The organism is Streptomyces sp. CB02414, assembly GCF_001905385.1.
Classification (GTDB): domain Bacteria; phylum Actinomycetota; class Actinomycetes; order Streptomycetales; family Streptomycetaceae; genus Streptomyces.
On the sequence record NZ_LIPF01000001.1, the window covers coordinates 575636 to 598634 of the forward strand.

A 22999-nucleotide genomic window follows, 5' to 3' on the forward strand; every position below is an offset into this window, starting at 1 on the left:
CACCGGAAGGGAACCGACGGCCATGAGCGGGAAGCAAGGCCGGCTGCGCCGGATCTCGTGCCGCCTGGACGCGTGGCGACTGGCCCGGCAGTCCGACTGGTCCCCAGCCGGCGAAGACCCCGAGCGGATCGGCCCGCCTCCCACCGGCTTCACCCTCCTGCCCTGGCTGCTGCTGGGCCTGGGCAGCCTCGCCAGCATCCTCCAGGGCCGCACCTCCAACCCCTGGCTCGGCAGCCTGGGCCTGCTCGCCTTCAACACCCTCTACATCTACGTGGCCTTCCGCTCCTTCGACCAGGGACTGCGCACATCACCGCCCACCCGCCTGGCCCTCGCCGCCATGACCCTGCTGACCAGCGCGCTTTCCCTGGCCTACGGCGGCACCTGGCTGCTCTTCTTCCTCCTGCTCGGCCTGGCCGCGGGCGCGGTGCTGCGCGGCCGGTGGCTGGGCCGCTGGGGCGTTGCGCTGGCGGCACTGGCGGGCACGGTCGGCGGTCTCAAGGACGGCTGGACCGGCCTGAACATCGCCTACGGGACCTTCCTGTCCACGATGGTGACGGCCGCGATCCTGAGCCTGTCCGACGCGGTACGGCAACTGCGCGCCGCCCGCGAGGAACTGGCCACCCGCGCGGTCGCGGAGGAGCGGCTGCGTTTCTCCCGCGACCTGCACGACCTGCTGGGTCACACCCTGTCGGTGATCGTGGTCAAGTCGGAGGCGGCCCGGCGCCTCGCACCCCGCGACCTGGACGCGGCCCTGACCCAGATCACCGACATCGAGGCGGTCGGCCGCCAGGCGCTGACCGAGGTCCGCGAGGCGGTCACCGGCTACCGGGAGGGCAGCCTCGGCACGGAACTGGACCGGGCCCGCTCGGCGCTGAGCGCGGCCGGCGTGGAGCCGGTGGTCCACCGCTCCGGCCCACGTCTGCCGCCGCAGGCCGAGGCGCTGCTGGGCTGGGTGGTACGGGAGGCGGTCACCAACGTCGTACGGCACAGCGGGGCGCACCGGTGCGAGATCGCGGTGTCGGGCAGTGCGGAGCGGGTCCGGCTGACGGTGACGGACGACGGCGGTGGCGTCGGCGGCGCAACCTCCGGCCCCGGAACCGGGCTGGCCGGGCTGGCCGGGCTGACGGAACGGCTCGCCACGGCGGGCGGCTCGCTGACCGCCGGCGCGGGGGCGGGGACTGGCTTCTCGGTGACGGCGGTGCTGCCGGTCGTCTCCGACGGGGAGGGGTGACGGGGTTCGACGGCACCCCGGGGCGAGGGTGGGCGTCGGGGTACGTCGCGCGGCCCGGCGCTGACGGGGTACCGCCGCGCCCACCCGTGCCGCCCCAGCGGCACAACTGCCCACGGCTGGGGCGGGACGTGCCCGCAGCTGGGCGGGACGGTCGCCCACGGCTGGGGCGGCACAACTGCCCGCAGCGAGGGCGGGACGGCGGTCCACGGCCGGGGCGGGACGGCTGCCCGCAGCGGAGGCGGCACAACTGCCCACGGCTGGGGCGGGACGTGCCCGCAGCTGGGCGGGACGGTCGCCCACGGCTGGGGCGGCACGACTGCCCGCGGGACGTGCCCGCAGCTCGGTGGCGTGGCGGCCCGGCGCCCGCAGCCGGGCGCGATGGCGCGGCCCCACGCGGAGGCGGCGCGCCCGCGTGGACGGTTGGCCGCGTACGGCGGGAAGGGGACGTGTCGGGGGGTGTCCGCCCGCAGCGGTTGGCGCGTCCGCGCCGTTCAGCCCCGTAGCCGACCGATTCCGCGCCGTTCCGAGGACGGACACCCCCCGGCGCGGCCCCGACCCACAGACAACCGAACGCGCTACCCGCACCCCCACCGAACCCGCACAGGCCGCCGCAGGCATCCCCCCGCAGGCGTCCCCCTCTACCCTGACCCCGTGACCGACGCACCCCACCCCATCCGCGTCCTCCTCGCCGAGGACCAGGGCATGATGCGCGGCGCGCTCGCGCTGTTGCTCGGCATGGAGGAGGACATCGAGGTGGTCGCCCAGGTGTCGCGCGGCGACGAGATCGTCGGCGCCGCGCTCACGCACCGCCCGGACGTCGCCCTCCTCGACATCGAACTGCCGGGCGGCAACGGCCTCGACGCCGGCGCCGAACTGCGGGAGCGCGTCCCCGCCTGCCGGGTGCTGATCCTGACCACCTTCGGCCGCCCCGGCTACCTCCGGCGCGCCATGGAGGCCGGCGCCGCCGGTTTCCTGGTGAAGGACGGCCCCGTGGAGGAACTGGCCGGCGCGGTCCGCCGCGTCCTGGCCGGCGAGACGGTCGTCGACCCCACGCTCGCCGCCGCCGCGCTCAGCGCCGGCCCCAACCCGCTCACCGCCCGCGAGTGCGACGTACTCCGGGCCTCCGCCGACGGCGCGACCGTGGCCGACGTCGCCGGCGCCCTGCACCTGTCCGAGTCCACGGTCCGCAACTACCTCTCCTCGGCCATCGGCAAGACCGCCACCCGCAACCGCACGGAGGCGCTGCGCGAGGCCAGACGCCAGGGCTGGGTCTGACCCGGACTCACGCAGCCTTCTTCGCCCGCTCCCCCGCCGGCAGCCACGCCCACATCAGCGCCGCCCCCGCGACCAGCACCACCGCTCCCGTGCGGAACACCAGCGCGTATCCGTCCGTCAGCGCCACCGGCCCCGCGTCCTCGCCCCCGGACCGGGCCGCCGCGATCGTCGACATCACCGCGAGCCCCAGCGAACCCCCCATCGTCCGGGAGGTGTTGATCAGCCCGGAGACCAGCCCCGCGTCCCCGGCCCCCGCACCGGAGATGGCGAGCGACGCCAGCGGAGTCGCCGCCAGCCCCGCCCCCAGCATCATCAGCACCCCCGGGATCATGATCGCGGTCACGTACGCGCCGTCCGCGCTCATCGTCGACTGCCAGCCGAAGCCGGCCGCCGCCACCAGCGTGCCCAGCACGGCCACGTTCCGCGCCCCGATCACCGGCATGAACCGCGGCGCCAGCTTGGACCCGAGGACCACCGCCAGCGAGCTCGGCACCAGGGCGACGCCGGCCTCCAGCGGCGAGTACCCGAGCACGTTCTGCGCGTACAGGGTCATGAAGAACCACATGGCGAACATCGACGACCCGGACACCAGCATCGCCACGTTCGCCGACGCCACCGACCGCAGCCGCAGCAGCCCCGGCGGCATCAGCGGCGCCGCCGTCCGCGCCTCGACGAGGAGGAACAGTCCGAGCAGCAGGAGCCCGGCGAGCAGCGGCACGAGCGCGGCGGTCGCCGCCCATCCCTCGGACTCGGTCTGCGAGATGCCGTAGGCCAGCGTGGCCAGACCGGCGGTCACCAGCATCGCGCCCGGCAGGTCGAGGCGCCGCCGCTCGCCGGCCCGGCTCTCGGTCAGCCACAGCAGGGCACCGGCCAGCACCACCGCGCCCACCGGGACGTTGATCAACAGCACCCAGCGCCAGGACAGCCCGTCCACCAGGACGCCGCCCACCAGACCACCCGCCGCGCCACCGCCCGCGCCCACGGCGGTCCACGTCGCGATCGCCCGGGCCCGCGCCGCGCCCTCGGGCACCGCCGCGGTCAGGATCGTCAGCGTCGACGGCGCCAGCACGGCCGCGCCCAGCCCCTGCACGGCCCGGGCGAGCAGCAGCTGCCAGCCCTCCTGCGCGAACCCGCCGCCCAGCGAGGCGAGGGTGAACAGCCCGAGCCCGACGAGGAACATCCGCTTGCGCCCGTAGAGGTCTCCGGCCCGGCCGCCGAGCAGCATGAAGCCCGCGAAGGCGATGGCGTAGGCGTTGACCACCCACTGCAGGCCCTGCGCGCTCAGGCCGAGGTCGGCCCGCATCGAGGGCAGGGCGACGTTGACGACGGACACGTCGAGGACGACCAGGAACTGCCCGGCGCAGGCGAGCGCGACGACCAGCCAGGTGGGAGGAGGGCTGCGGCGGGCGGATATGCGGGCGGCGGCGGAGGCACCGGTGGCTTCGAGCATGGGTGTCATGGTCTCAATCCGGAAGCGCCCCTTGCATCGGTATTTCGGCCCCGGACCGGCCTAGGTCCAACGGCCTAGGAGACGCCGTCGCCCCAAGAGACGGTCAAGAATTCATTAGGCACTCGAAGCAACGGAATAGTTGCCCCGGCGCACGAGGTTCAACCTGCACACAACACGATCACGTCCGCGTCCGCGCTGTCCGCCGACTCCGGCCTGGAGGCCCCACCACATGTCCCACACGACGACCGACGAACCCGCCCGGCGAGCGACCGGGGCCACCGTCCCGGTGCTCGCCTTCGCGGGCATCGTCGTCGCGGTGATGCAGACCCTGCTCGTCCCGGTCATCAAGGACCTGCCCCGGCTCCTCGACACGTCGCCCAGCAGCGCCACCTGGGTCCTGACCTCCACGCTCCTGTCCGGAGCCGTGGCCACGCCGATCATGGGCCGGCTCGGCGACCTCTTCGGCAAGCGCCGCATGCTGATCGCCAGCCTGTCGGTGATGGTGGTGGGCGCGCTGGTCAGCGCCTTCACCGACGCGCTGCTTCCGATGATCGTCGGCCGCACCCTCCAGGGCTTCGCGATGGGTGCGATACCTCTCGGCATCGGCCTGATGCGCGACATGCTCCCCCGCGAGCGCCTCGGCTCGGCGATGGCGCTGATGAGCTCCTCGATCGGCGTCGGCGGCGGCCTGGCGCTGCCCGCCGCGGCGCTGGTCGCGCAGCACACCGACTGGCACGCCCTGTTCTACGGCGCCGCCGGCCTCGGCGTCCTCGCCATCGCCCTGACCCTCCTCGTCGTACCGGAGTCCCCGCTGCGCGCCAAGGGCTCCTTCGACCTGCCGGGCGCGCTGGGCCTCTCCGCCGGCCTGGTCCTCTTCCTGCTGCCCATCACCAAGGGCAGCGACTGGGGCTGGTCCTCGCCCACCACGCTGGGCCTGTTCGCGGCCGCGGCCGTGGTCCTGCTCCTGTGGGGCCTGATGGAGCTGCGCGTCGCCGCCCCGCTGGTCGACCTGCGCACCACGGCCCGCCGCGAGGTCCTGCTCACCAACCTCGCCTCGATCATGGTCGGCGTCTCCTTCTATGTCATCTCGCTCGTCCTGCCGCAGCTCCTCCAGCTCCCTGCGGAGACCGGCTACGGCCTCGGCCAGTCGATGGTCGTCGCCGGCCTGTGCGTGGCCCCGCTGGGCCTGACGATGATGTTCACCGCGCCGGTCTACGCCCGCCTCTCCGCCCGCTACGGCCCCCGCACCACCCTGATCGCCGGCCTGCTGATCATCGCGGTCGGCTACGGCGGCGGCCTCGGCCTGATGAACGCCGCCTGGCAGACCGTCGTCACCTCGGTGCTGATCGGCGCCGGCATCGGCCTCGCCTACTCGTCCCTCCCCGCGCTGATCATCGGCGCGGTCCCGGCCTCGGAGACGGGCGCGGCCAACGGCCTCAACACCCTGATGCGGTCCATCGGTACGTCGGTGTCGAGCGCCGTCATCGGCATGGTGCTGGCCAACACGGCGAACGACGTGGGCGGCGTCGCCGTCCCCACCATGCACGGCTTCCGCGTCTCGTTCCTGATCGCCACCGCCGCGGTCGCCGTGGGCCTGGCCCTGGCGTTCTTCCTCCCCCGCCGCAGCCCGGCGGCGACCACGCAGCTGCGCGCGAGCAGCGAGGAGGACGCGAACCTGGCCCGCGCCGAGCGGGCGCTGGCCGGTGAGTTCCCGTCCGACGCGGAGCTGTCCGGCTTCCGCGGCCGGGTGCTGACCGCCGACGGCGTCCCCGTCGCCCGTGCCAAGGTCACGCTGATCGACCGGCACGGCCGCCAGGCGGGCGCGACGCTCTCCGCCGGCGACGGCGGCTACGCCCTCGCCGTGCCCGCCTCGGGCCCGTACGTCCTGGCCGCCCGCGCCACGGGCCACGGCCCGCTCGCACGGTCGGCGACCCACACCGGCGAGCACCCGGTCGACCTGGACCTGTCCCTGCCGGGCGAGACGGTCTCCGCCTGACCCCGCCCTCCGGGCTCACGCACCCCCGTCGCACCACGCGGCAGGGGGTGCGGCAGCATGGGGCGCCGTACGCCATGCCTCGCACCCGCGCATCCGAAAGGCCCCCCATGCCCGCAGCCTCAGCGGCCCCTGGCCCGAGCCCCACCACCCTGGCCGCCTTCGAGGCCGCGAAGGGGTTCATGCCCGCGCACGAGGGCCTCGCGCTGTACTCGGCGGCCGTGGATGCCGGGGGGCTGGGGCTGCCGCTGCTGGAGGTCGGCACGTACTGCGGGCGCTCCACCGTCCTGCTCGCCGACGCCGCCCGCCGGGCCGGCGTGACCGCGCTCACCGTCGACCACCACCGGGGCAGCGAGGAGCAGCAGCCGGGCTGGGAGTACCACGACCCGGAGACGGTCGATCCCGAACTGGGCGTGATGGACACCCTCCCCGCCTTCCGCCGCACCCTCAACCGGGCCGGGCTGGAGGAGCACGTGGTGGCCCTGGTCGGCCGCTCGCCCCAGGTGGCGTCGGTCTGGAACTCGCCCCTCGGCCTCGTGTTCATCGACGGCGGCCACACCGACGAGCACGCGAACGCCGACTACGAGGGCTGGGCCCCGCACGTCGCCGACGGCGGTCTGCTGGTCATCCACGACGTCTTCCCGGACCCGGCCGACGAGTTCACCGGCCAGGCCCCGTACCGCGTGTATCTCAGGGCCCTGGCGTCCGGGGCGTTCACCGAGGTCTCCGTGACCGACTCGCTGCGCGTCCTGCGGCGAACGGGCGCGGGGATCTGAGGGCGCGGTTAGAGTCGCTGACGTGTCGTACACAGGCCCGGACTTCGAACCACCCCAGCCCCGCCGCTCCCCGCTGCGCCGCCCGCTGACCGTGGCGATCGCGGCGCTCGTGCCCGGGGCGCTGCTCGGATGGGGGGTGTACGCGGCGGTCGCCGGCCCGGACGACGGGAGCGGCGGCGGTGCGGACCGTGCTGCGGGCGGTGCCCGGACGTCGGCGACGCCGTCCCCCGGCGGTTCCGTGTCCGCGACCGACGATGCCAAGGAACCGGCGAGCACGTCCCCTTCACCCACCGTGAAGGAGCCGTCCGCCTCGGCGTCCGCGTCGAAGTCCGCACCCGCCGCCCCGGCGACCGGCCCCCTGAAGGAGAAGGTCGTCGTCATCGACCCGGGCCACAACCCCAGCAACTTCCGGCACGCCTCCGAGATCAACCGCAAGGTGAACGTCGGCACGCACTGGAAGGCGTGCGACACGACCGGCACGGCCACCAACGCGGGCTGGCCCGAGGCGAAGTTCACCCTGGACGTGGCCCACCGGCTGCGCACCCTCCTGGAGGAGCAGGGCGCGACCGTGAAGCTGACGCAGGACGACGACCGCCCGTACGGGCCCTGCGTGGACGAGCGCGCCCGGATCGGCAACGAGGCGAAGGCCGACGCCGCGATCTCGATCCACGCCGACGGGTCGGGAGCCGGCAACCGCGGCTTCCATGTGATCCTGCCGGGCTCCGTGCACGACGGCGAGGCCGACACCCGCGCCATCGTCGCCCCCTCCGCCGAACTCGGCGAGCGCATCGCGGGCAGCTTCGTCCGCGTCACGGGCAGCGCGCCCTCCAACTACGTCGGCGGCGGCACCGGACTGGTGACGCGCACGGACCTGGGCGGTCTCAATCTGTCAACGGTTCCCAAGGTGTTCATCGAGTGCGGCAACATGCGCGACGGTGAGGACGCGGCACTGCTGACCAGCGGCGAGTGGCGACAGAAGGCGGCGCAGGGAATGTCTGAGGGAATCGTGAGTTTCCTGCGCGGGTAGCGGTCGGCGCACCGATCCCCGGGGACAGGCCCGACGTGCGGACGATAGTGTCCTCCGTACGATGAGGGGCCACCCCCGCGCTTCACACCGGAACCTTTCGGCGACATCGTGACAGCGACGCCTCTACCGACGACGAGACGACCTACGAAGGACCTGAAGTGAATATCCGCTCCCTCACTCGAGGCGACGGCGTGGTGATCGGAGCAGCGGTGTTGCTGTTCATCGCGTCGTTCCTCGGCCTCTACTCCGTCGAAGACGCTCCCGACGGTCTCGAACTGCCCAACCTGTGGGGCAGCGGGCCGGTCGTACTCGGTGTCGTCCTGGCGGGCATCATCGGCGCCGCGCTCATCGTGGTGGCCCGGGGGTTGCCGCAGCCCAAGAAGGTCGCCGGCCTCGACCTCGGCCAGTTCGGCATCGCGTTCACGATCTTCGCCGCGTGGAGCGCCCTGGGCAACGTCTTCGACCCGGCGAGCGGTGTCGACAACGTCGGCGGTGGCTCCGACGGCCCGGATCTCGGCATGGGCCTGATCCTCGCCCTCATCGCCACCCTGATCATGGCCGCCGCGGCCGTCGCCACCCCGCTGGTCCCGGCGCTCAAGGGCTCCCTGATCCCCGCCGCCCGTCCGGCCGCGCCGCAGCCCTACGGCGGCCAGCCGCAGGGTGGTTACGGCTACCCGGGCGCGCAGCAGCAGCCGTACGGCGCCCAGCCGGGGCAGCCCGGTCAGCCGGGCCAGCCGGGTCAGTCCTTCGGTGGCGGCCAGCCCCAGCCGGGCCAGCCGCAGCCGCAGGCCCCGCAGCAGGCACAGGCGCCGCAGCAGGCGCAGCCGTCCGGGGACTTCTCTCCGTTCTGGTTCGCCGTGCCGGTGCCGCGTCCGCTGTTCGCGGAGGACGGCAACCCGACGCCGATCGCCGAACTGGCGCCGGGCACCTGGTACCTCGCGGTCGAGCAGCGCGGCGCCAACCTGGTCGCGCAGACGCAGGACGGCCGCCGCGGCGTCCTCCAGGACACCTCGGGCATCCAGCGCGGCTGACGTCAACGGCCCCTCGCCCACCGGTTCTTCCCGGGGCGAGGGGCCGTCGGCGTTTCTGCCGCCGGGTTTCAAACGGACGTCCGGGGCCAGACGGAAGTCATGTCCCCTCGAACTCGCAGTGGTTCCAGCGCCGGGACGGCCATCGCGGTGATCGCCGACATCATGGCCGTCATCCTCGGGCTGTGGATCCTCATGTACCTGTTGGACGCCAACCGGGCCAACGACCTGGTGCAGTTCGTCCACGAGGTGGCCAACGTGCTCGCCGGTTGGTCACGTGACCTGTTCACCTTCGACGAGGCGTGGGCCCGCGTCGTCGCCGGATACGGCCTGGCCGCCGTGGTCTACCTGCTCGTCGGCCACGCGATCGCGGGCCGCCTCGGCCGCCGCTGACCGCTCAGACGCAGCAGTCCGGGTCGAGGCCCTTCGGCAGGCGGTCGCCGGAGAAGATCTGGCAGGTCGCCTCGTGGCCGCCGAGCGCGGCGACGGCGAGGAGCAGCGAGCCGGCCGTCCAGGTGGTGAGTTCGCGCGGCCATACGGCGTCGTCGTCGAAGACGTAGCCCGTCCAGTACAGGCCGCTGTCCGCGTCGCGCAGGTGCTGGATCGACTGGAGGATCTCCAGCGCGTGGTCGGACTCGCCGACCGCCCACAGGGCGAGGGCGAGTTCGGCGGACTCGCCGCCCGTGACCCACGGGTTGGGCACGACGCAGCGCACGCCGAGGCCCGGGACCACGAAGCGGTCCCAGCTCTCGGTGATGCGGGACCTGGCCTCCGTGCCGGTCAGCGCGCCGCCCAGCACCGGGTAGTACCAGTCCATCGAGTAACGGCCCTTGTCCAGGAACCGCTCCGGGTGCCGGCGGATCGCGTGCCGCAGCGCGCCGGCCGCCAGCTCCCAGTCGGGCTGCGGCTCCTCACGCTGTTCGGCGATGGCGAGGGCGCAGCGCAGCGCGTGGTGGACGGACGAACTGCCGGTCAGCAGCGCGTCCGTGGTTCCGGTGCCGTCGTCGTCGCGGCGCCAGCCGATCTGTCCGCCGGGCTGCTGGAGGCGCAGCACGAACTCGACGGCCGCGTGGACGACGGGCCACATCCGGTCGAGGAAGGTGTCGTCGCCGGTCGAGAGGTGGTGGTGCCACACTCCGACGGCGACGTAGGCGACGAAGTTGGTCTCGCGGCCCCGGTCGGTGACGTCGTCGTGGGCGCCGTCGGCGTAGGCGGCGTACCAGGAGCCGTCCTGGTTCTGGTGCCGGGCCAGCCACTCGTAGGCGCGCTCGGCGGCCTCGTGCTCGCCGGCCGCGTCCAGGGCCATCGCCGCCTCGACGTGGTCCCAGGGGTCGAGGTGGTGCCCGCGGAACCACGGGATCGCGCCGTCCGGGCGCTGCACGGCGAGGATGCCGCGGACGGTGGCCGCGGCATCCTCGGCGGTGAGGACACCGGGCAGGACGAGGTGTTCGGTACGGGGGGTGCGGGGAGCCCGGGACGAGGTCACGCGGCGTCCACCGGCGGCAGGTGCGGCTTGGTGGCGTAGGCCACGAAGCTCTTGCCGATCAGCGGGTTCAGCGCCTGCTCGGCGACCCGGGTCGCCAGCGGCTTCTTCATGATGTCCCAGACCAGCAGCTTGTGGTACGCCCGCACCGGCAGCGCCTTGTCGTTGTCGACGCCGAAGGCGCACTTCAGCCACCAGTACGGCGAGTGCAGCGCGTGCGCGTGGTGGGTGCCGTAGGGCTTGAGGCCGGCCTCGCGGATGCGGGCGAGGAGCTGGTCGGCCTTGTAGATGCGGATGTGGCCGCCCTCGACCTCGTGGTAGGCGTCGGAGAGGGTCCAGCAGACCTTCTCGGGGCCGTAGCGCGGCACGGTGATCGCGATGCGTCCGCCGGGCCTGAGGACGCGGACCATCTCGGCGAGGACGCCCTTGTCGTCGTGGATGTGCTCCATCACCTCGGAGATGATGACGACGTCGAAGGACTCGTCCGGGAAGGGCAGGGCGAGCGCGTCGCCCTCCATGGCGGTGGCGGTGGCGTCGGCCGGGGCCTCGCCGGCCTCCTTCATCGCCGCGAACCACTTGGCGACCTCGCGGATCTCCTCGGCGTTCTGGTCCAGCGCGACGACCTGGGCGCCGCGCCGGTAGCACTCGAAGGCGTGCCGGCCGGCGCCGCAGCCGAGGTCCAGGACGCGGTCGCCGGGGGCGAGCGGGAACCGGGAGAAGTCGACGGTCAGCACGTGGCCCTGCTTTCGGGGTAGACGCCGGTGTCACTGGTCGCGCGGGGCGGGCTCGCGGGGACGGCCCTGGGGGTGGTCGCGGAGGGCCCGATGGCCTCGCGGTAGCGGGCCACCGTGCCCTCAGCGGCGCGGGCCCAGGTGAAGTGCCGCAGGACGCGTTCGCGTCCGGCCGCGCCGAGCCGGGCGCGCAGTTCACGGTCGCCGAGCAGCCGGTTCAGTCCGGCGGCCAGGGCGCCCGCGTCGCCCGGCGGCACCGCGAGGCAGGTCTCGCCGTCGGTTCCGGCGACCTCCGGGACGGCCCCGCCGGTGGTGGCCAGCAGCGCCGTGCCGGTCGCCATGGCTTCGGCGGCGGGGAGCGAGAACCCCTCGTACAGGGAGGGCACGCAGGCGACCTCGGCCGAGCGCACCAGGTCGACCAGTTCGGCGTCGGAGATGCCCTTGACGAAGTCGACGGCGCCTTCGAGGCCGTACCGCTCGATCGCCTGGGCGACCGGGCCCTCGGCGGGCCGCTTGCCGACGACGACGAGGTGGGCGCCGGGCTGCTCGGTCCGCACCTTCGCCAGTGCCTCGACGAGGAAGACCAGGCCCTTGAGGGGCACGTCCGCGCTGGACGTCGTCACGATCCGGCCCGGCACCTTCGGCACCGACGGGTCGGGCGAGAACAGGTCGGTGTCGGCGCCGATGTGGACGACGTGGATGCGGTCGCCGCGTACGCCGAGGTGGTCGACGATCTCCTGGCGGGAGGTGCCGGAGACGGTGAGCACGGAGGGCAGGCGGCGCGCGACGCGCTTCTGCATGCGGGTGAAGGCGTACCAGCGGCGCACCGAGTACCGCCGCTTCCAGCCGTCGGCGGCGTCGAGTTCGAGCTGCCGGTCGACGGTGATGGGGTGGTGGATGGTGGTGACGAGGGGCGCGCCCACGTCGCCGAGCAGCCCGTACCCCAGTGTCTGGTTGTCGTGGACGACGTCGAAGTCGCCGCGGCGGGCGCGCAGGTGGCGGCGGGCGCGCAGCGAGAAGGTCAGCGGCTCGGGGAAGCCGCCGGTCCACATGGTGCCGACCTCCAGCGCGTCGACCCAGTCGCGGTACTCGTCGCGCTTCGGGGTGCGGAAGGGGTCGGGCTGGCGGTAGAGGTCGAGGCTGGGCAGCTCGGTGAGGGAGAGCCGGTCCTCCGTGCCGTGCTCCGGGCCGTCGTCCAGCACGGGGTAGGGCTGGGAGCCGATGACCTCGACCTGGTGGCCGAGGCGGGCCAGTTCGCGTGAGAGGTGACGGACGTAGACGCCCTGTCCGCCGCAGAACGGGTTCCCCTTGTAGGTGAGGAGCGCGATGCGGAGCGGTCGCGATCCCCCACTGGCCTCAGCGGTCACCCTGGGCCCCCTTCTCACTGCACTTTCCCGCGACCCTATGCCGGGACGATAATCTAGAACAAGTTTCAGACTTGATCGTTCGGAGGCTCCGAATCTACCGGCAGGTAGGGAAGCTGTGACGAGTGGATCAGGTGATTCACGCCACGGCGCACCCCGGCGTCGGGCGGAGGACGGGGAGAAGGTGACCAAGGTGGACAACCCGGAAGTGGCCGGGTCCGCATCCGCGCACCGCTCCCCCGCCCCGCCCCTCACCGAGCGGCAGCGGGCACGCCGCCGCCGCATCCTGCACGCGACCGCCCGGCTCGCCTGCCGGGGCGGCTTCGAGGCGGTGCAGATGCGCGAGGTCGCGGAGTCCTCGCAGGTCGCCCTCGGCACGCTGTACCGCTACTTCCCCTCCAAGGTCCATCTGCTGGTCGCGACCATGCAGGACCAGTTGGAGCAGTTGCACGCCGCGCTGCGCAGGAACCCGCCGGCCGGCGAGGCGGCCGCCGACCGGGTCGCGCGGACCCTGATGCGGGCCTTCGAGGCCCTGCAGCGCGAACCACGGCTGGCCGAGGCGATGGCCCGCGCCCTGACCTTCGCCGACCGCAGCGTCTCCGCCGAGGTCGACCGGGTCTCCCGCCGGACCACGGCGATCATCCTGGACGCCGTGGGCGGCCTGGAGAACCCCACGGCCCAGCAGCTGTCGGCGGTCCGCGTCATCGAGCACACCTGGCACTCGACCCTGATCGCCTGGCTCTCCGGGCGCGCGTCGATCGCGCAGGTGGGGGTGGACATCGAGACGGTGTGCCGGCTGATCGAGGTGACGGGGGCCGGGAAGCCCGATGCGGCGGGACCCGGGGAGCCCCATGCGGCGCGAGCGGGGAAGCGTGAGCGGGCACACGGGTCCGGGCCGGTTGCCTCCGGGTAAAGTGGCCGCGTCGTCATCACACCCGTACGGGGGGAAGCCGGTGCAATTCCGGCGCTGACCCGCAACCGTGAGCCGCCCGTCCCGGGTGGTGAGCCGGACTGCCCCGCGCGGACGTGACCGGCTCACGTGCCCGGCACCCGCCGGCGCACGGGCACCGTCGAGGCATACGGGGCCGAGCCGCCCGGGGGTGCCCCGTGCTGTCCGGTCCCGCACAGGGAAAGGCACCCGCCGCTCATGAACGTCCGCCGTCGCAGCAGCGCCGCGGCTCTGGCCGCTATAGCCGTGATCGGCGCCGCCACCGCGCCCGCGGTCGCCGCCGACCCGTCGCCGTCCAAGCCGACCGGTACATCGGGCAAGTCCGGGCTGTACGGGTCCGCCGACCCCCAGTTCGACGGTGTCTGGCGCCAGTCCCTCGCACTGCTCGCCCAGGACACGGCGGGCGTCGTCCCGTCCTCGCAGGCCGTGAAGTGGCTCACGGACCAGCAGTGTGACAACGGCGCCTTCGCCCCCTTCCGCCCCGACCCGGCCAAGGCCTGCGACGCCAAGACCACGGTCGACACCAACAGCACGGCCGCCGCCGTCCAGGCGCTGTGGGCCGTCGGCGGGCACGGCGACGCCGTCAAGGACGCCCTCGACTGGCTGAAGTCGGTCCAGAACAAGGACGGCGGCTGGGGCTACACCCCCGGCAGCCCCAGCGAGGCCAACTCCACCTCCGTCGTCATCGGCGCCCTGACCGCCACGGAGACCGACCCGGAGACCGTGGAGAAGGGCGGCAAGTCCCCGTACGACGCCCTGCTGGCCGCCGCCCTGCCCTGCGCGGAGGACGGCGGCGCCTTCGGCTACCCGGACCAGGACGGCAAGCTGGTCGCCAACGCGGACGCGACCGCGGCCGGCGTCCTCGGCGTGCTCGGCACGGGCCTGGTCACCGAGGCCGGTGAGAAGACCGCCGACGCCGGCTGCACGACCGCGGACGAGCCCACCCGCGAGCAGGCCGCCGCGAACGGCGCCGCCTACCTCGCCGACGCCCTCGCGAAGGACGGCCACCTCACGTCGGCCCTCGGCGGCTCCGCCGAGCAGCCCGACTACGGCAACACCGCCGACGCGGTCGTCGCGCTCGCCGCGCAGGGCGGCGCGGACAAGGCGGCGAAGCCGCTGGCCTGGCTGGAGAAGAACGCCGCGAAGTGGGCGAAGGAGAGCGGCCCGGCCGCCTACGCCCAGCTGATCCTCGCCGCCCACGCCACGGGCACCGACCCGCGCGCCTTCGGCGGCACGGACCTGGTGGCGGCACTGAACACCACGGGCCCGGCCCCGCAGGGGATGGCCGCCAAGGACACGGCGACCGCGAGCAACGACGACGACGCGAAGGACGAGAAGGAGGACGGGAAGAAGGACGACTCCGGCTTCGGTGTCTGGTGGTTCGTCGGCGTCTGCCTGGTCTTCGGCATCGGCATCGGCTTCCTCCTCAGCGGCCGCAACAAGAAGCAGCAGCCGTGACCCGCCGCGCCGTACTCCTCTTCCTGGCCGCGTTCCTGCTGATCGGGACCGCGGGCCAGGCACAGGCCGCCGGTTACCGCTACTGGTCCTTCTGGGACCGCGACGGCGACAAGTGGGTCTACGCCACCCAGGGCCCGTCGCTCTCCCGCCCCTCCGACGGCGACGTCCAGGGCTTCCGCTTCGCGGTGAGCGCGAACTCGGGCGACGCGGCCCAGCCCCGCGGCACGGCGGACTTCGCGTCGATCTGCGCGAAGACACCGGCCGAGGACGGCACCAAGCGCGTCGCGCTGGTCCTGGACTTCGGCACCGCGTCCGACGCCCCGTCCGGCGAGACCCCGCCGGCCGCCCGGACGGCCTGCGCCCAGGTCTCCCCCGACGCGACGACGGCCGACGCCCTGGCCGCCGTGGCGGACCCGCTCCGCTACAGCAACAGCGCCCTGCTGTGCGCGATCGCGGGCTACCCGAAGTCGGGCTGCGGGGAGCAGGTGGCGGAGCAGGACCCGACGAGCACCCCGAAGCAGCAGCCCGCCGCGGACGCCGGCGACGAGGAGGACGGCCCGTCGGTCGGCCTCTACGCGGGCATCGCCGTCGTGGCGGCCCTGGCCGGAGCGGCGACCTGGCAGGCGAGGCGGCGCAGGAATGCGACGGACTGACCCTGCGAACTGTCGTGCCGCCGGAGCGGCGGGGAGGGCGGTCCCGGGCGGAGCCCTCCACCCCGGCGCCTGGTGGCTCTGGGCGCTTGCCCTCGGCACCGCCGCCACCCGCACCACCAACCCGCTCCTCCTCGCCCTCCTCATCGCCGTCTCCGCCTACGTGGTCGTCACCCGCCGCCCGCACGCCCCCTGGTCCCGCTCCTACGGCGCCTTCGTCAAACTCGCCCTCGCCGTCCTCCTCATCCGCCTCCTCTTCACCACGATCCTGGGCTCCCCCATCCCCGGCACCCACACCCTCCTCACCCTCCCCGAAGTCCCCCTTCCCGACTGGGCGCAGGGCATCCGCCTCGGCGGACGGGTCACCGCCGAGGGCCTCACCTTCGCCCTGTACGACGCGATGAAGCTGGCCACCCTCCTCATCTGCGTCGGCGCCGCGAACGCCCTCGCCAACCCCTCCCGCCTCCTCAAGTCCCTCCCCGGCGCCCTGTACGAGATGGGTGTCGCGGTCGTCGTCGCCCTCACCTTCGCCCCGAACCTCATCGCCGACGTCCAGCGCCTGCGCGCCGCCCGCCGCCTGCGCGGCCGCCCCGACCGCGGCGTACGGGGCCTGCTCCAGGTCGGGCTGCCAGTGCTGGAGGGCGCCCTGGAGCGCTCCGTCGCCCTCGCCGCCGCGATGGACGCCCGCGGCTACGGCCGTACCGCCCAGGTCCCGCCCGCCGTACGCCGTACCACCGCCGCGCTCACCCTCGCGGGCCTGCTCGGCGTCTGCGCGGGGACGTACGGGCTGCTGACCGCGGCGGGCGGCACATACGGCGTCCCGGTGCTGCTCATCGGTGTCGCGGCCGCCCTGGCCGGGCTGTGGCTCGGCGGCCGCAGGACGGTGCGCACCCGCTACCGCCCGGACCGCTGGGACACCCGCGCCTGGCTGGTCACCGCCTCCGGCGCGGTTGTCGCGGCGCTGATGTTCCTCGCCGCCGCCCGCGACCCGGCGGCACTGCACCCGGGCGTGGTCCCGCTGGAGGCTCCGGCCCTCCCCCTGTGGCCGGCGGCGGCCGTACTGATCGGCCTGCTCCCGGCGTTCGTCACTCCCGCCCCCGACCACCCCACACCCGCACCCGCACCCGCACCCGCACCCGCCAAGGAGCCGTCGTGATCCGCTTCGAGGACGTATCGGTCACGTACGACGGTGCGGCCGAACCCACCGTCCGGGGCATCGACTTCGAGGTCCCCGAGGGCGAACTCGTGCTGCTCGCCGGTCCGTCCGGCGTCGGCAAGTCCACCGTCCTCGGCGCGGTCAGCGGCCTCGTGCCGCACTTCACCGGCGGCACGCTGAGCGGCCGGGTCACGGTCGCCGGCCGCGACACCCGCGCCCACAAGCCACGCGAACTGGCCGACGTCGTCGGCACCGTCGGCCAGGACCCGCTGTCCCACTTCGTGACGGACACCGTCGAGGACGAACTCGCCTACGGCATGGAGTCCCTGGGCCTGCCCCCGGACGTGATGCGCCGCCGCGTCGAGGAGACCCTCGACCTGCTGGGCCTCTCCGACCTCCGTGCCCGCCCCATCGCCACGCTCTCCGGCGGCCAGCAGCAGCGGGTCGCCATCGGCTCGGTCCTCACCCCGCACCCAGACGTGCTGGTCCTGGACGAGCCGACCTCCGCCCTCGACCCGGCCGCCGCGGAAGAGGTCCTGGCGGTCCTCCAGCGCCTGGTCCACGACCTCGGGACGACGGTCCTGATGGCCGAACACCGCCTGGAACGGGTCATCCAGTACGCCGACCAGGTCGTCCTGCTCCCGGCCCCCGGCGCGCCGCCGCTCCTCGGCCCCCCGGCCGAGGTGATGGCCGTCTCCCCGGTGTACCCGCCGGTCGTGGACCTGGGCAGGCTGGCGGGCTGGTCGCCGCTGCCGCTGACGATCCGGGACGCCCGCCGCCGTGCGGCCCCGCTGCGGGACCGGCTCGCCGACCGGGAGATACCGGACCACACACCACCGGCAGCCTCGCTGCCGGCACCCCCCGCGCTCCGTCCCCCCGCCGCCCGCCGGTGGCGACGCGGAAAGCGGGTGGAAACGGCCGCCACCTCCACCACCCCCTACGCCGCCGAGGTCCGCTCTCTCGCCGTCCGCCGCGACCGCATCCGGGCCCTGCGCGGCGTCGACCTCACCGTCTCCCCCGGCGAGACGGTCGCCCTCATGGGCCGCAACGGCGCCGGGAAGTCCACCCTCCTCTCCGCGCTCGTCGGCCTGGTCGAACCGTCCGCCGGTTCGGTCCGCGCCGGTGACGCGGTACCGCACCGCACGGCCCCCCGCGACCTCGTACGCCGCGTCGGCCTGGTCCCGCAGGAGCCACGCGACCTGCTGTACGCCGACACGGTCGCCGCCGAGTGCGCGGCCGCCGACCGGGACGCGGAGGCAGCCCCCGGCACCTGCCGCGCCCTGCTCACCGGACTGCTCCCCGGCGTCGCCGACGACACCCACCCCCGCGACCTCTCCGAGGGCCAGCGCCTCACCCTCGCCCTCTCCGTCGTCCTGACCGCCCGCCCGCCCCTTCTCCTCCTGGACGAACCGACCCGCGGCCTGGACTACGCGGCGAAGGCCCGGCTGGCCGGCATCCTGCGCTCCCTTGCCGCCGAGGGGCACGCGATCGTGCTGGCCACGCACGACGTGGAACTGGCGGCCGAGCTGGCCCACCGGGTGGTGCTGCTCGCGGAGGGCGAGGTGATCGCCGACGGTCCGGCGGCGGACGTGGTGGTGGCCTCGCCGTCCTTCGCGCCGCAGGTCGCCAAGGTGCTGGCGCCGCGCAAGTGGCTCACGGTCGCGCAGGTCCGGGAGGCGCTGGCATGACCGGCGGCCCCCCTGCCCAGCGCCAGGCCCGAGCCGTCCGCCTCGGCCCCCGCTCGGTCGCCGCCCTCTTGCTGGTCAGCGCGGTCGGGGTGGTGGGCTTCGGCTGGCCCTTCCTGGCCCCGCCGGACGCCTCGCTGAACGCGCACGCGCAGGACGCGCCGTGGCTGTTCGCGGGCCTGCTGGTGCTGCTGGTGGCCGTGGTGGCGGCGACGATCTCGGAGTCGGGCCTCGGTCCCAAGGCGGTGGCGATGCTCGGCGTCCTGGCGGCGGCGGGCGCGGCGCTGCGCCCGATCGGCGCGGGGACGGCCGGCCTGGAGCCGATGTTCTTCCTCATGGTCCTCAGCGGCCGGGTCCTGGGCCCCGGCTTCGGCTTCGTCCTGGGCTCGGTCACGATGTTCGCGTCCGCGCTGCTCACGGGCGGAGTGGGGCCGTGGATGCCGTTCCAGATGCTGTCGATGGGCTGGTTCACGATGGGCGCGGGCCTGCTGCCGGGCCCCGACCGGCTGCGCGGCCGCGCGGAACTGCTCATGCTGGCCGCGTACGGCTTCCTGGCCGCGTTCGCGTACGGCACGGTCATGAATCTCGCGGGCTGGACCTTCATGAACACGCTCGCCTCGAACATCGCCTTCGATCCGGACGCGTCGATCCCCGACAATCTGGCCCGCTTCGTCGCCTACTGCCTGGCCACGTCCCTCGGCTGGGACGGGGGCCGCGCCGCCATGACGGTCGTACTGACCCTCACGCTCGGCACCCCCCTCCTCAAGGCGCTGCGCCGGGCGACCCGCCGGGCTGCCTTCGAGGCGCCGGTCACGTTCGAGAAGGCCGACGAGGTGAGCCGCCCCACGTGACGTGGTTCACCTACGAGGCGGCTTCGTAGCCGACGGCCGTGCGGCGAGCGGGCCGAGCGGCCCGACATGCCGCACCCTCCACCCCCGCCTACGACCGCGCTTAGCAAAAGGGACGATTGCGGACGACTGTCCCGCCTGCTTCTCTGAACCGGTCGCCAGGCAGCGACACTCCCCGTCCGCGACGAAAGGCCCTTCGTTGACCGCCGCCTCCCTCCTCCGCACCGTCGCCACCCCGAAGAAGGCCCTCGCGGGCGCCGCCCTGGCCGCGGCCACCTGCGGCTCGCTGATCGCCGCCGCGCCCGCGCAGGCCGCGACGCCGGCCTCCGCGGCGCAGGCGACCGCGAAGAAGATGATCGGCGACTCGGCCGAGTACCAGTGCTTCTCGAAGATCGTCGACCACGAGAGCGACTGGAACGTCAACGCCACCAACTCCTCCAGCGGCGCCTACGGCCTGGTCCAGGCCCTGCCGGGCTCGAAGATGGCCTCGGCCGGTTCCGACTGGAAGACCAACGCGGCCACCCAGATCGAGTGGGGCCTGGACTACATGAAGGACCGCTACGGCAGCGCCTGCGACGCGTGGAGCTTCTGGCAGTCCAACGGCTGGTACTGACCCGGCCGACACGACCGGCACCCCGCTCCCCCGTACCGAAGACGGCGACCCCTGATCCCCGGGGTCGCCGTCTTCGTGTGTCCGGTCGGCGGTGTTCCCGGCGTCAGCGGTTCAGGTCCAGCACGGGCAGGCCTCGCCCCTCGTACGCCTTCGGAGCCACCGTGGCGATCAGCGCGTCCGCACCCCACTCGGGCAGGTGACGAGCCGCATGGATGGCCGCCCCGATCCCCACGGGCACACCGTCGCGGCTCAGCTGTGCAACCGCGAGCACTGCGGGATAGTCGAGATCAACGGTGTGCACCACGTCCAGTTGTCCGACGTGCTCGGCAATGCCGAGAAGCTCGCTCTCCGCCTCCAGAACGGACAGGGTCGGCACCCACAGACGGGTCTCCGTCTCGAAGTAGGCCCGGTGGATCAGAGCGGATACCTGCCGATTACCCGACAGCGCCACCAGCGTGGGCGTGTCGAGGACCAAATGGTGCAGGATCACGCGGCCTCACCCTGCTGCCGGGCGAACGCCTCTCGCAGCCTGCGTCCCATCACCACACTCTCCTCGTCACCCACCTCGACTCCGAAGTTGTCGGCGAGATAGGCGCGCGCCCGCTCCGCCCGCTCCCGACGCTCCTCCTCCGTCAGCGTCGACTCGGCGAACTCCTGCACCAGGGACCGGATCGACGTCCCCCGCGCCTCTGCGATCACTGCCAGCCGGTCCCGCACCTCGGCCGGCACCCGGATCATCGCATCACTCATGCCCGCAGTATACGTCCGCGTATACGCCTGTACTCCTCATACCCTGCGGTGGTGGCTCACCCGCGCGGATCTCCGTCGGGTGTGAACGCCGGTACGGTCCGGAAGCGGCGGCGGTACTCGGTGGGGGTCGTGTCGAGTCGGCGACGGAAGGCCCTGACCAGCGTGTCGACGGTGCGGAATCCGCACGCGGAGGCGACGCGCTCCAGGGTCGCGTCGGTGGATTCGAGCTGGTGGCGGGCCACTTCCACGCGGGCCGACTCGATGTAGGCGTGCGGTGTCGTGCCGAGTTCGGTCTTGAAGATCCGGGTGAGCTGCCGGTCGCTGACGTGGGCATGGGCGGCGAGGGCGGCGACGGTGAGCGGATCGGCGATGTTGCGCATGATGTGGTGGCGCAGGTCCTCGATGCGGCGCGTCACGGAAACCTGCTCCAGGGGAACGCTGAACTGGCTCTGCCCGCTCGGCCGCTTCAGGTACATCACGAGCTGCCGGGCGACACGCAGCGCGACGGACTCCCCGAGGTCGTCGGCGATGAGGGCGAGGGATAGGTCGAGGCAGGCGCTGATCCCGGCGCCGGTCCACACGTCGCCCTCGCGGATGAAGATCGGGTCGGCGTCGACCTCGACGGCCGGGTGATCGGCGGCCAGTTGCTGCGCCGTCGACCAGTGGGTGGTGGCGCGCTTGCCGTCGAGGAGTCCGGCCGCGGCGAGGATGTGGGCTCCGACGCAGACGGAGGTGACCCGTCGGGTCCGCTCGGCCAGTTGCCCGACCCGGTCCACCACGGCCGGATCGATGCGCGGATGGACGCCGCGCTGACCGTCGACCTCCACCGCGCCGGGCACGATCAGGGTGTCGATGCTCCGCTCGGACAGTTCGTCGAAGGTGAGGTCGGGCAGGACCCGGACCCCCGCGCCGGTGGTGACCGGGTGCATGGTCTCCGCGGCTAGGACCACGTCGTAGCCCGCCGCCTCGTCCGTCTCACGTCGCGCGAGGGAGAAAACCTCCGGCGGTCCGGTGACGTCGAGCAGGTCGACGTCCTCGAAGAGGACGATGACGACCAGTCGGCTGACGGTGTGCAAGGGACCTCCCCACGCTCGGCGACACCGGTGTCGGTTTCTGCATGTTAGACGACATTGCCGACACCGCCGGTGATCCGTAGCGTCGTAGGCGCAGGTCACCGCGTCGGTGAACTGCTCTCCCCGATCAGCGACTTGAGGCGGTTTCCCATGCCCAGAACAACCCTGCGCCAGCTCAACGGTCTCGACGACACCCCAGCGAAGCTCGCCGGCTCGACCCTGGTCCTGATCGACTACCAGAACACCTACACGACCGGCGTCATGGAGCTGGACGGCTGGCAGGACGCGCTCGACGCCGGTGCCCGGCTGCTGGCGCGGGCCCGCCAGGAGGGTGCGAAGGCCGTCCACGTCGTCAACGACGGCGGCGAGGGCACTCCTTACGACATCCGCGCCGAGATCGGCTCGATCCACCCGAGCGTCGCACCGCTCGACGGTGAGCCCGTCGTCGTCAAGAAGGCCCCGAACGCGTTCGTCGGCACGGACCTCGACCAGCATGTCGACGCCGCCGGCAACACCGACCTCGTCCTCGCCGGCTTCATGACGCACATGTGCGTGGCCTTCACCGCCCAGGGCGCCTTCCTGCGCGGCAACCGCCCCACGGTCGTCGCCGACGCCTGCGCCACCCGCGCGCTGCCGGTCGCGGGCACCGAACTGGACGCCCGCCAGGTGCACCACAGCGCCCTCGCCACCATCGCCGACCTGTACGGGGTCGTCGTTCACTCGCAGAAGGAGATCTCCTGATGAAGCTGCTCCGTCCGACCGTCGCGCTCGCCGCCGCCGTCCTCTCGGTCACCGCCACCGCGTGCGGCGGTGACTCCGAGGCCGCCACCGCGACGAACGTCGCGAAGGACACGACGACGCTGCGCGAACTCAACAAACTCGGCGAGACCCCGGCCACGCTCTCCGACGCGACGCTCATCCTCGTCGACTACCAGAACACCTACACGGAAGGTGTGATGGAACTCGACGGCTGGAAGCCGGCGGTGGACAACGCCGAAGCACTGCTGAAGCGGGCCAGGGAGGCGGGCACGCCGGTCATCCATATCGTCGACAAGGGATACGACCTGAAGTCGAAGGCGGGCCAGATCATTCCGGCGCTGCAGCCGGTCAAGGGCGAGCCCGTCGTCGAGAAGAGCGTCCCCAACGCGTTCCACGGCACGGACCTCGCCGAGCAGGTCAAGAAGGCCGGCAACAAGAACGTCATCGTCGCCGGGTTCATGACGAACATGTGCACCTTGTTCACCGCCCAGGGCGCGTTCCTCAACGGCAACGCTCCGACCGTGGTCGCCGACGCCTCCGCGACCCGGCCGCTGCCCCTGAAGGGCAACCCGAACGGCATCCCGGCACAGCAGGTCCACGAGGCGGCTCTCGCCACGGTCCAGGACCTCTACGGGGTCGTCGTTCCGTCGCAGCGGTCCCTCACCTGACCCGGCCGGAACCCGATCAACGTTTCTGTTCG

At 73.3% G+C, this 22999-nt stretch carries 23 protein-coding genes; 16 read left to right on the plus strand and 7 right to left on the minus strand.

Annotated elements, in window-relative coordinates:
- The first annotated feature begins 22 nt into the window (after positions 1–22).
- Both AMK11_RS02685 and AMK11_RS02690 read left to right on the plus strand, forming a co-directional pair.
- Positions 23–1231: a sensor histidine kinase gene (locus AMK11_RS02685; protein WP_073722504.1), complete on the plus strand. Its 1209-nt coding sequence runs from the start codon at positions 23–25 to the stop codon at positions 1229–1231.
- A 702-nt stretch (positions 1232–1933) separates the two neighbouring features.
- Positions 1934–2506, plus strand: coding sequence for a response regulator (locus AMK11_RS02690; protein ID WP_241846901.1), 573 nt, complete (start codon positions 1934–1936; stop codon positions 2504–2506).
- Between the two features lie 7 nt (positions 2507–2513).
- Here AMK11_RS02690 and AMK11_RS02695 read toward each other — a convergent pair whose 3' ends face one another.
- Positions 2514–3956, minus strand: coding sequence for an MFS transporter (locus tag AMK11_RS02695; RefSeq protein WP_073722583.1), 1443 nt, complete (start codon positions 3954–3956; stop codon positions 2514–2516).
- 229 nt (positions 3957–4185) lie between these two features.
- On the opposite strand from AMK11_RS02695, the gene AMK11_RS02700 reads away from it, so the two are divergent.
- From AMK11_RS02700 to AMK11_RS02720, 5 genes are all read left to right on the plus strand, one after another.
- Entirely contained in the window at positions 4186–5952 is a 1767-nt protein-coding gene (locus tag AMK11_RS02700; protein ID WP_073722585.1) for an MFS transporter, read from the plus strand.
- 107 nt (positions 5953–6059) lie between these two features.
- On the plus strand, positions 6060–6725 hold the full coding sequence (locus tag AMK11_RS02705; protein ID WP_073722587.1) for a class I SAM-dependent methyltransferase: 666 nt from the start codon (positions 6060–6062) through the stop codon (positions 6723–6725).
- A gap of 22 nt (positions 6726–6747) precedes the next feature.
- Entirely contained in the window at positions 6748–7752 is a 1005-nt protein-coding gene (locus tag AMK11_RS02710) for an N-acetylmuramoyl-L-alanine amidase (RefSeq protein WP_073722589.1), read from the plus strand.
- Positions 7753–7910: 158 nt separating this feature from the next.
- The gene (locus AMK11_RS02715; protein WP_073722591.1) at positions 7911–8783 is read left to right on the plus strand and encodes a DUF5336 domain-containing protein; all 873 of its coding nucleotides are present in this window, start codon (positions 7911–7913) and stop codon (positions 8781–8783) included.
- 99 nt (positions 8784–8882) lie between these two features.
- The gene (locus tag AMK11_RS02720) at positions 8883–9173 is read left to right on the plus strand and encodes a hypothetical protein (protein ID WP_073722593.1); all 291 of its coding nucleotides are present in this window, start codon (positions 8883–8885) and stop codon (positions 9171–9173) included.
- A gap of 4 nt (positions 9174–9177) precedes the next feature.
- On the opposite strand, the gene AMK11_RS02725 is transcribed toward AMK11_RS02720, so the two are convergent.
- Genes AMK11_RS02725 through AMK11_RS02735 form a run of 3 tightly spaced genes read right to left on the minus strand, consistent with a single transcriptional unit; the run spans position 9178 to position 12361 of the window.
- Positions 9178–10266, minus strand: a complete 1089-nt coding sequence (locus AMK11_RS02725) for a prenyltransferase/squalene oxidase repeat-containing protein (RefSeq protein WP_073722595.1) — start codon at positions 10264–10266, stop codon at positions 9178–9180.
- Positions 10263–10997: a class I SAM-dependent methyltransferase gene (locus tag AMK11_RS02730; RefSeq protein WP_073722597.1), complete on the minus strand. Its 735-nt coding sequence runs from the start codon at positions 10995–10997 to the stop codon at positions 10263–10265. Before AMK11_RS02730 ends, AMK11_RS02725 begins: the two co-directional genes overlap by 4 nt.
- The gene (locus tag AMK11_RS02735) at positions 10991–12361 is read right to left on the minus strand and encodes a glycosyltransferase family 4 protein (protein WP_241846882.1); all 1371 of its coding nucleotides are present in this window, start codon (positions 12359–12361) and stop codon (positions 10991–10993) included. The genes AMK11_RS02730 and AMK11_RS02735 overlap by 7 nt, the downstream gene beginning before the upstream one ends.
- 181 nt (positions 12362–12542) lie before the next feature.
- On the opposite strand from AMK11_RS02735, the gene AMK11_RS02740 reads away from it, so the two are divergent.
- From AMK11_RS02740 to AMK11_RS02770, 7 genes are all read left to right on the plus strand, one after another.
- Positions 12543–13271 (plus strand): TetR family transcriptional regulator, encoded by a 729-nt coding sequence (locus AMK11_RS02740; RefSeq protein WP_073722601.1) that lies wholly within the window; start codon positions 12543–12545, stop codon positions 13269–13271.
- Between the two features lie 234 nt (positions 13272–13505).
- Positions 13506–14765: a prenyltransferase/squalene oxidase repeat-containing protein gene (locus AMK11_RS02745; RefSeq protein ID WP_073722603.1), complete on the plus strand. Its 1260-nt coding sequence runs from the start codon at positions 13506–13508 to the stop codon at positions 14763–14765.
- Positions 14762–15418 carry an SCO2322 family protein gene (locus AMK11_RS02750; protein ID WP_073722605.1) on the plus strand — a complete coding sequence of 219 codons (657 nt, stop codon included), beginning with the start codon at positions 14762–14764 and terminating at the stop codon, positions 15416–15418. The genes AMK11_RS02745 and AMK11_RS02750 overlap by 4 nt, the downstream gene beginning before the upstream one ends.
- Complete coding sequence (locus AMK11_RS02755; protein ID WP_073722607.1) at positions 15405–16571, plus strand: energy-coupling factor transporter transmembrane component T; 1167 nt, start codon at positions 15405–15407, stop codon at positions 16569–16571. The genes AMK11_RS02750 and AMK11_RS02755 overlap by 14 nt, the downstream gene beginning before the upstream one ends.
- The gene (locus tag AMK11_RS02760) at positions 16568–18259 is read left to right on the plus strand and encodes an ABC transporter ATP-binding protein (RefSeq protein ID WP_073722609.1); all 1692 of its coding nucleotides are present in this window, start codon (positions 16568–16570) and stop codon (positions 18257–18259) included. Before AMK11_RS02755 ends, AMK11_RS02760 begins: the two co-directional genes overlap by 4 nt.
- The gene (locus AMK11_RS02765; protein ID WP_073722611.1) at positions 18256–19107 is read left to right on the plus strand and encodes an ECF transporter S component; all 852 of its coding nucleotides are present in this window, start codon (positions 18256–18258) and stop codon (positions 19105–19107) included. The genes AMK11_RS02760 and AMK11_RS02765 overlap by 4 nt, the downstream gene beginning before the upstream one ends.
- Before the next feature lie 196 nt (positions 19108–19303).
- On the plus strand, positions 19304–19717 hold the full coding sequence (locus tag AMK11_RS02770) for a transglycosylase SLT domain-containing protein (protein ID WP_073722612.1): 414 nt from the start codon (positions 19304–19306) through the stop codon (positions 19715–19717).
- Between the two features lie 103 nt (positions 19718–19820).
- On the opposite strand, the gene AMK11_RS02775 is transcribed toward AMK11_RS02770, so the two are convergent.
- Genes AMK11_RS02775 through AMK11_RS02785 form a run of 3 tightly spaced genes read right to left on the minus strand, consistent with a single transcriptional unit; the run spans position 19821 to position 21543 of the window.
- Positions 19821–20207: a hypothetical protein gene (locus AMK11_RS02775; protein WP_073722614.1), complete on the minus strand. Its 387-nt coding sequence runs from the start codon at positions 20205–20207 to the stop codon at positions 19821–19823.
- Positions 20204–20467 carry a hypothetical protein gene (locus AMK11_RS02780; protein ID WP_073722616.1) on the minus strand — a complete coding sequence of 88 codons (264 nt, stop codon included), beginning with the start codon at positions 20465–20467 and terminating at the stop codon, positions 20204–20206. Before AMK11_RS02780 ends, AMK11_RS02775 begins: the two co-directional genes overlap by 4 nt.
- 56 nt (positions 20468–20523) lie before the next feature.
- Complete coding sequence (locus AMK11_RS02785) at positions 20524–21543, minus strand: GlxA family transcriptional regulator (protein ID WP_073722618.1); 1020 nt, start codon at positions 21541–21543, stop codon at positions 20524–20526.
- Positions 21544–21690: 147 nt separating this feature from the next.
- On the opposite strand from AMK11_RS02785, the gene AMK11_RS02790 reads away from it, so the two are divergent.
- Both AMK11_RS02790 and AMK11_RS02795 read left to right on the plus strand, forming a co-directional pair.
- Positions 21691–22281: a cysteine hydrolase family protein gene (locus AMK11_RS02790; RefSeq protein ID WP_073722620.1), complete on the plus strand. Its 591-nt coding sequence runs from the start codon at positions 21691–21693 to the stop codon at positions 22279–22281.
- Positions 22281–22967, plus strand: a complete 687-nt coding sequence (locus tag AMK11_RS02795) for a cysteine hydrolase family protein (RefSeq protein ID WP_079187181.1) — start codon at positions 22281–22283, stop codon at positions 22965–22967. The genes AMK11_RS02790 and AMK11_RS02795 overlap by 1 nt, the downstream gene beginning before the upstream one ends.
- The last annotated feature ends 32 nt before the right edge of the window (positions 22968–22999 follow it).

What these genes read in the sequence shown, in the direction of transcription:
- AMK11_RS02685 (WP_073722504.1), top strand. Translation starts at nt 23, where the DNA reads ATGAGCGGGAAGCAAGGCCGGCTGCGCCGGATCTCGTGCCGCCTGGAC.
- AMK11_RS02690 (WP_241846901.1), top strand. Translation starts at nt 1,934, where the DNA reads ATGATGCGCGGCGCGCTCGCGCTGTTGCTCGGCATGGAGGAGGACATC.
- AMK11_RS02695 (WP_073722583.1), bottom strand. Translation starts at nt 3,956, where the DNA reads ATGCTCGAAGCCACCGGTGCCTCCGCCGCCGCCCGCATATCCGCCCGC.
- AMK11_RS02700 (WP_073722585.1), top strand. Translation starts at nt 4,186, where the DNA reads ATGTCCCACACGACGACCGACGAACCCGCCCGGCGAGCGACCGGGGCC.
- AMK11_RS02705 (WP_073722587.1), top strand. Translation starts at nt 6,060, where the DNA reads ATGCCCGCAGCCTCAGCGGCCCCTGGCCCGAGCCCCACCACCCTGGCC.
- AMK11_RS02720 (WP_073722593.1), top strand. Translation starts at nt 8,883, where the DNA reads ATGTCCCCTCGAACTCGCAGTGGTTCCAGCGCCGGGACGGCCATCGCG.
- AMK11_RS02745 (WP_073722603.1), top strand. Translation starts at nt 13,506, where the DNA reads ATGAACGTCCGCCGTCGCAGCAGCGCCGCGGCTCTGGCCGCTATAGCC.
- AMK11_RS02755 (WP_073722607.1), top strand. Translation starts at nt 15,405, where the DNA reads ATGCGACGGACTGACCCTGCGAACTGTCGTGCCGCCGGAGCGGCGGGG.
- AMK11_RS02765 (WP_073722611.1), top strand. Translation starts at nt 18,256, where the DNA reads ATGACCGGCGGCCCCCCTGCCCAGCGCCAGGCCCGAGCCGTCCGCCTC.
- AMK11_RS02780 (WP_073722616.1), bottom strand. Translation starts at nt 20,467, where the DNA reads ATGAGTGATGCGATGATCCGGGTGCCGGCCGAGGTGCGGGACCGGCTG.
- AMK11_RS02790 (WP_073722620.1), top strand. Translation starts at nt 21,691, where the DNA reads ATGCCCAGAACAACCCTGCGCCAGCTCAACGGTCTCGACGACACCCCA.
- AMK11_RS02795 (WP_079187181.1), top strand. Translation starts at nt 22,281, where the DNA reads ATGAAGCTGCTCCGTCCGACCGTCGCGCTCGCCGCCGCCGTCCTCTCG.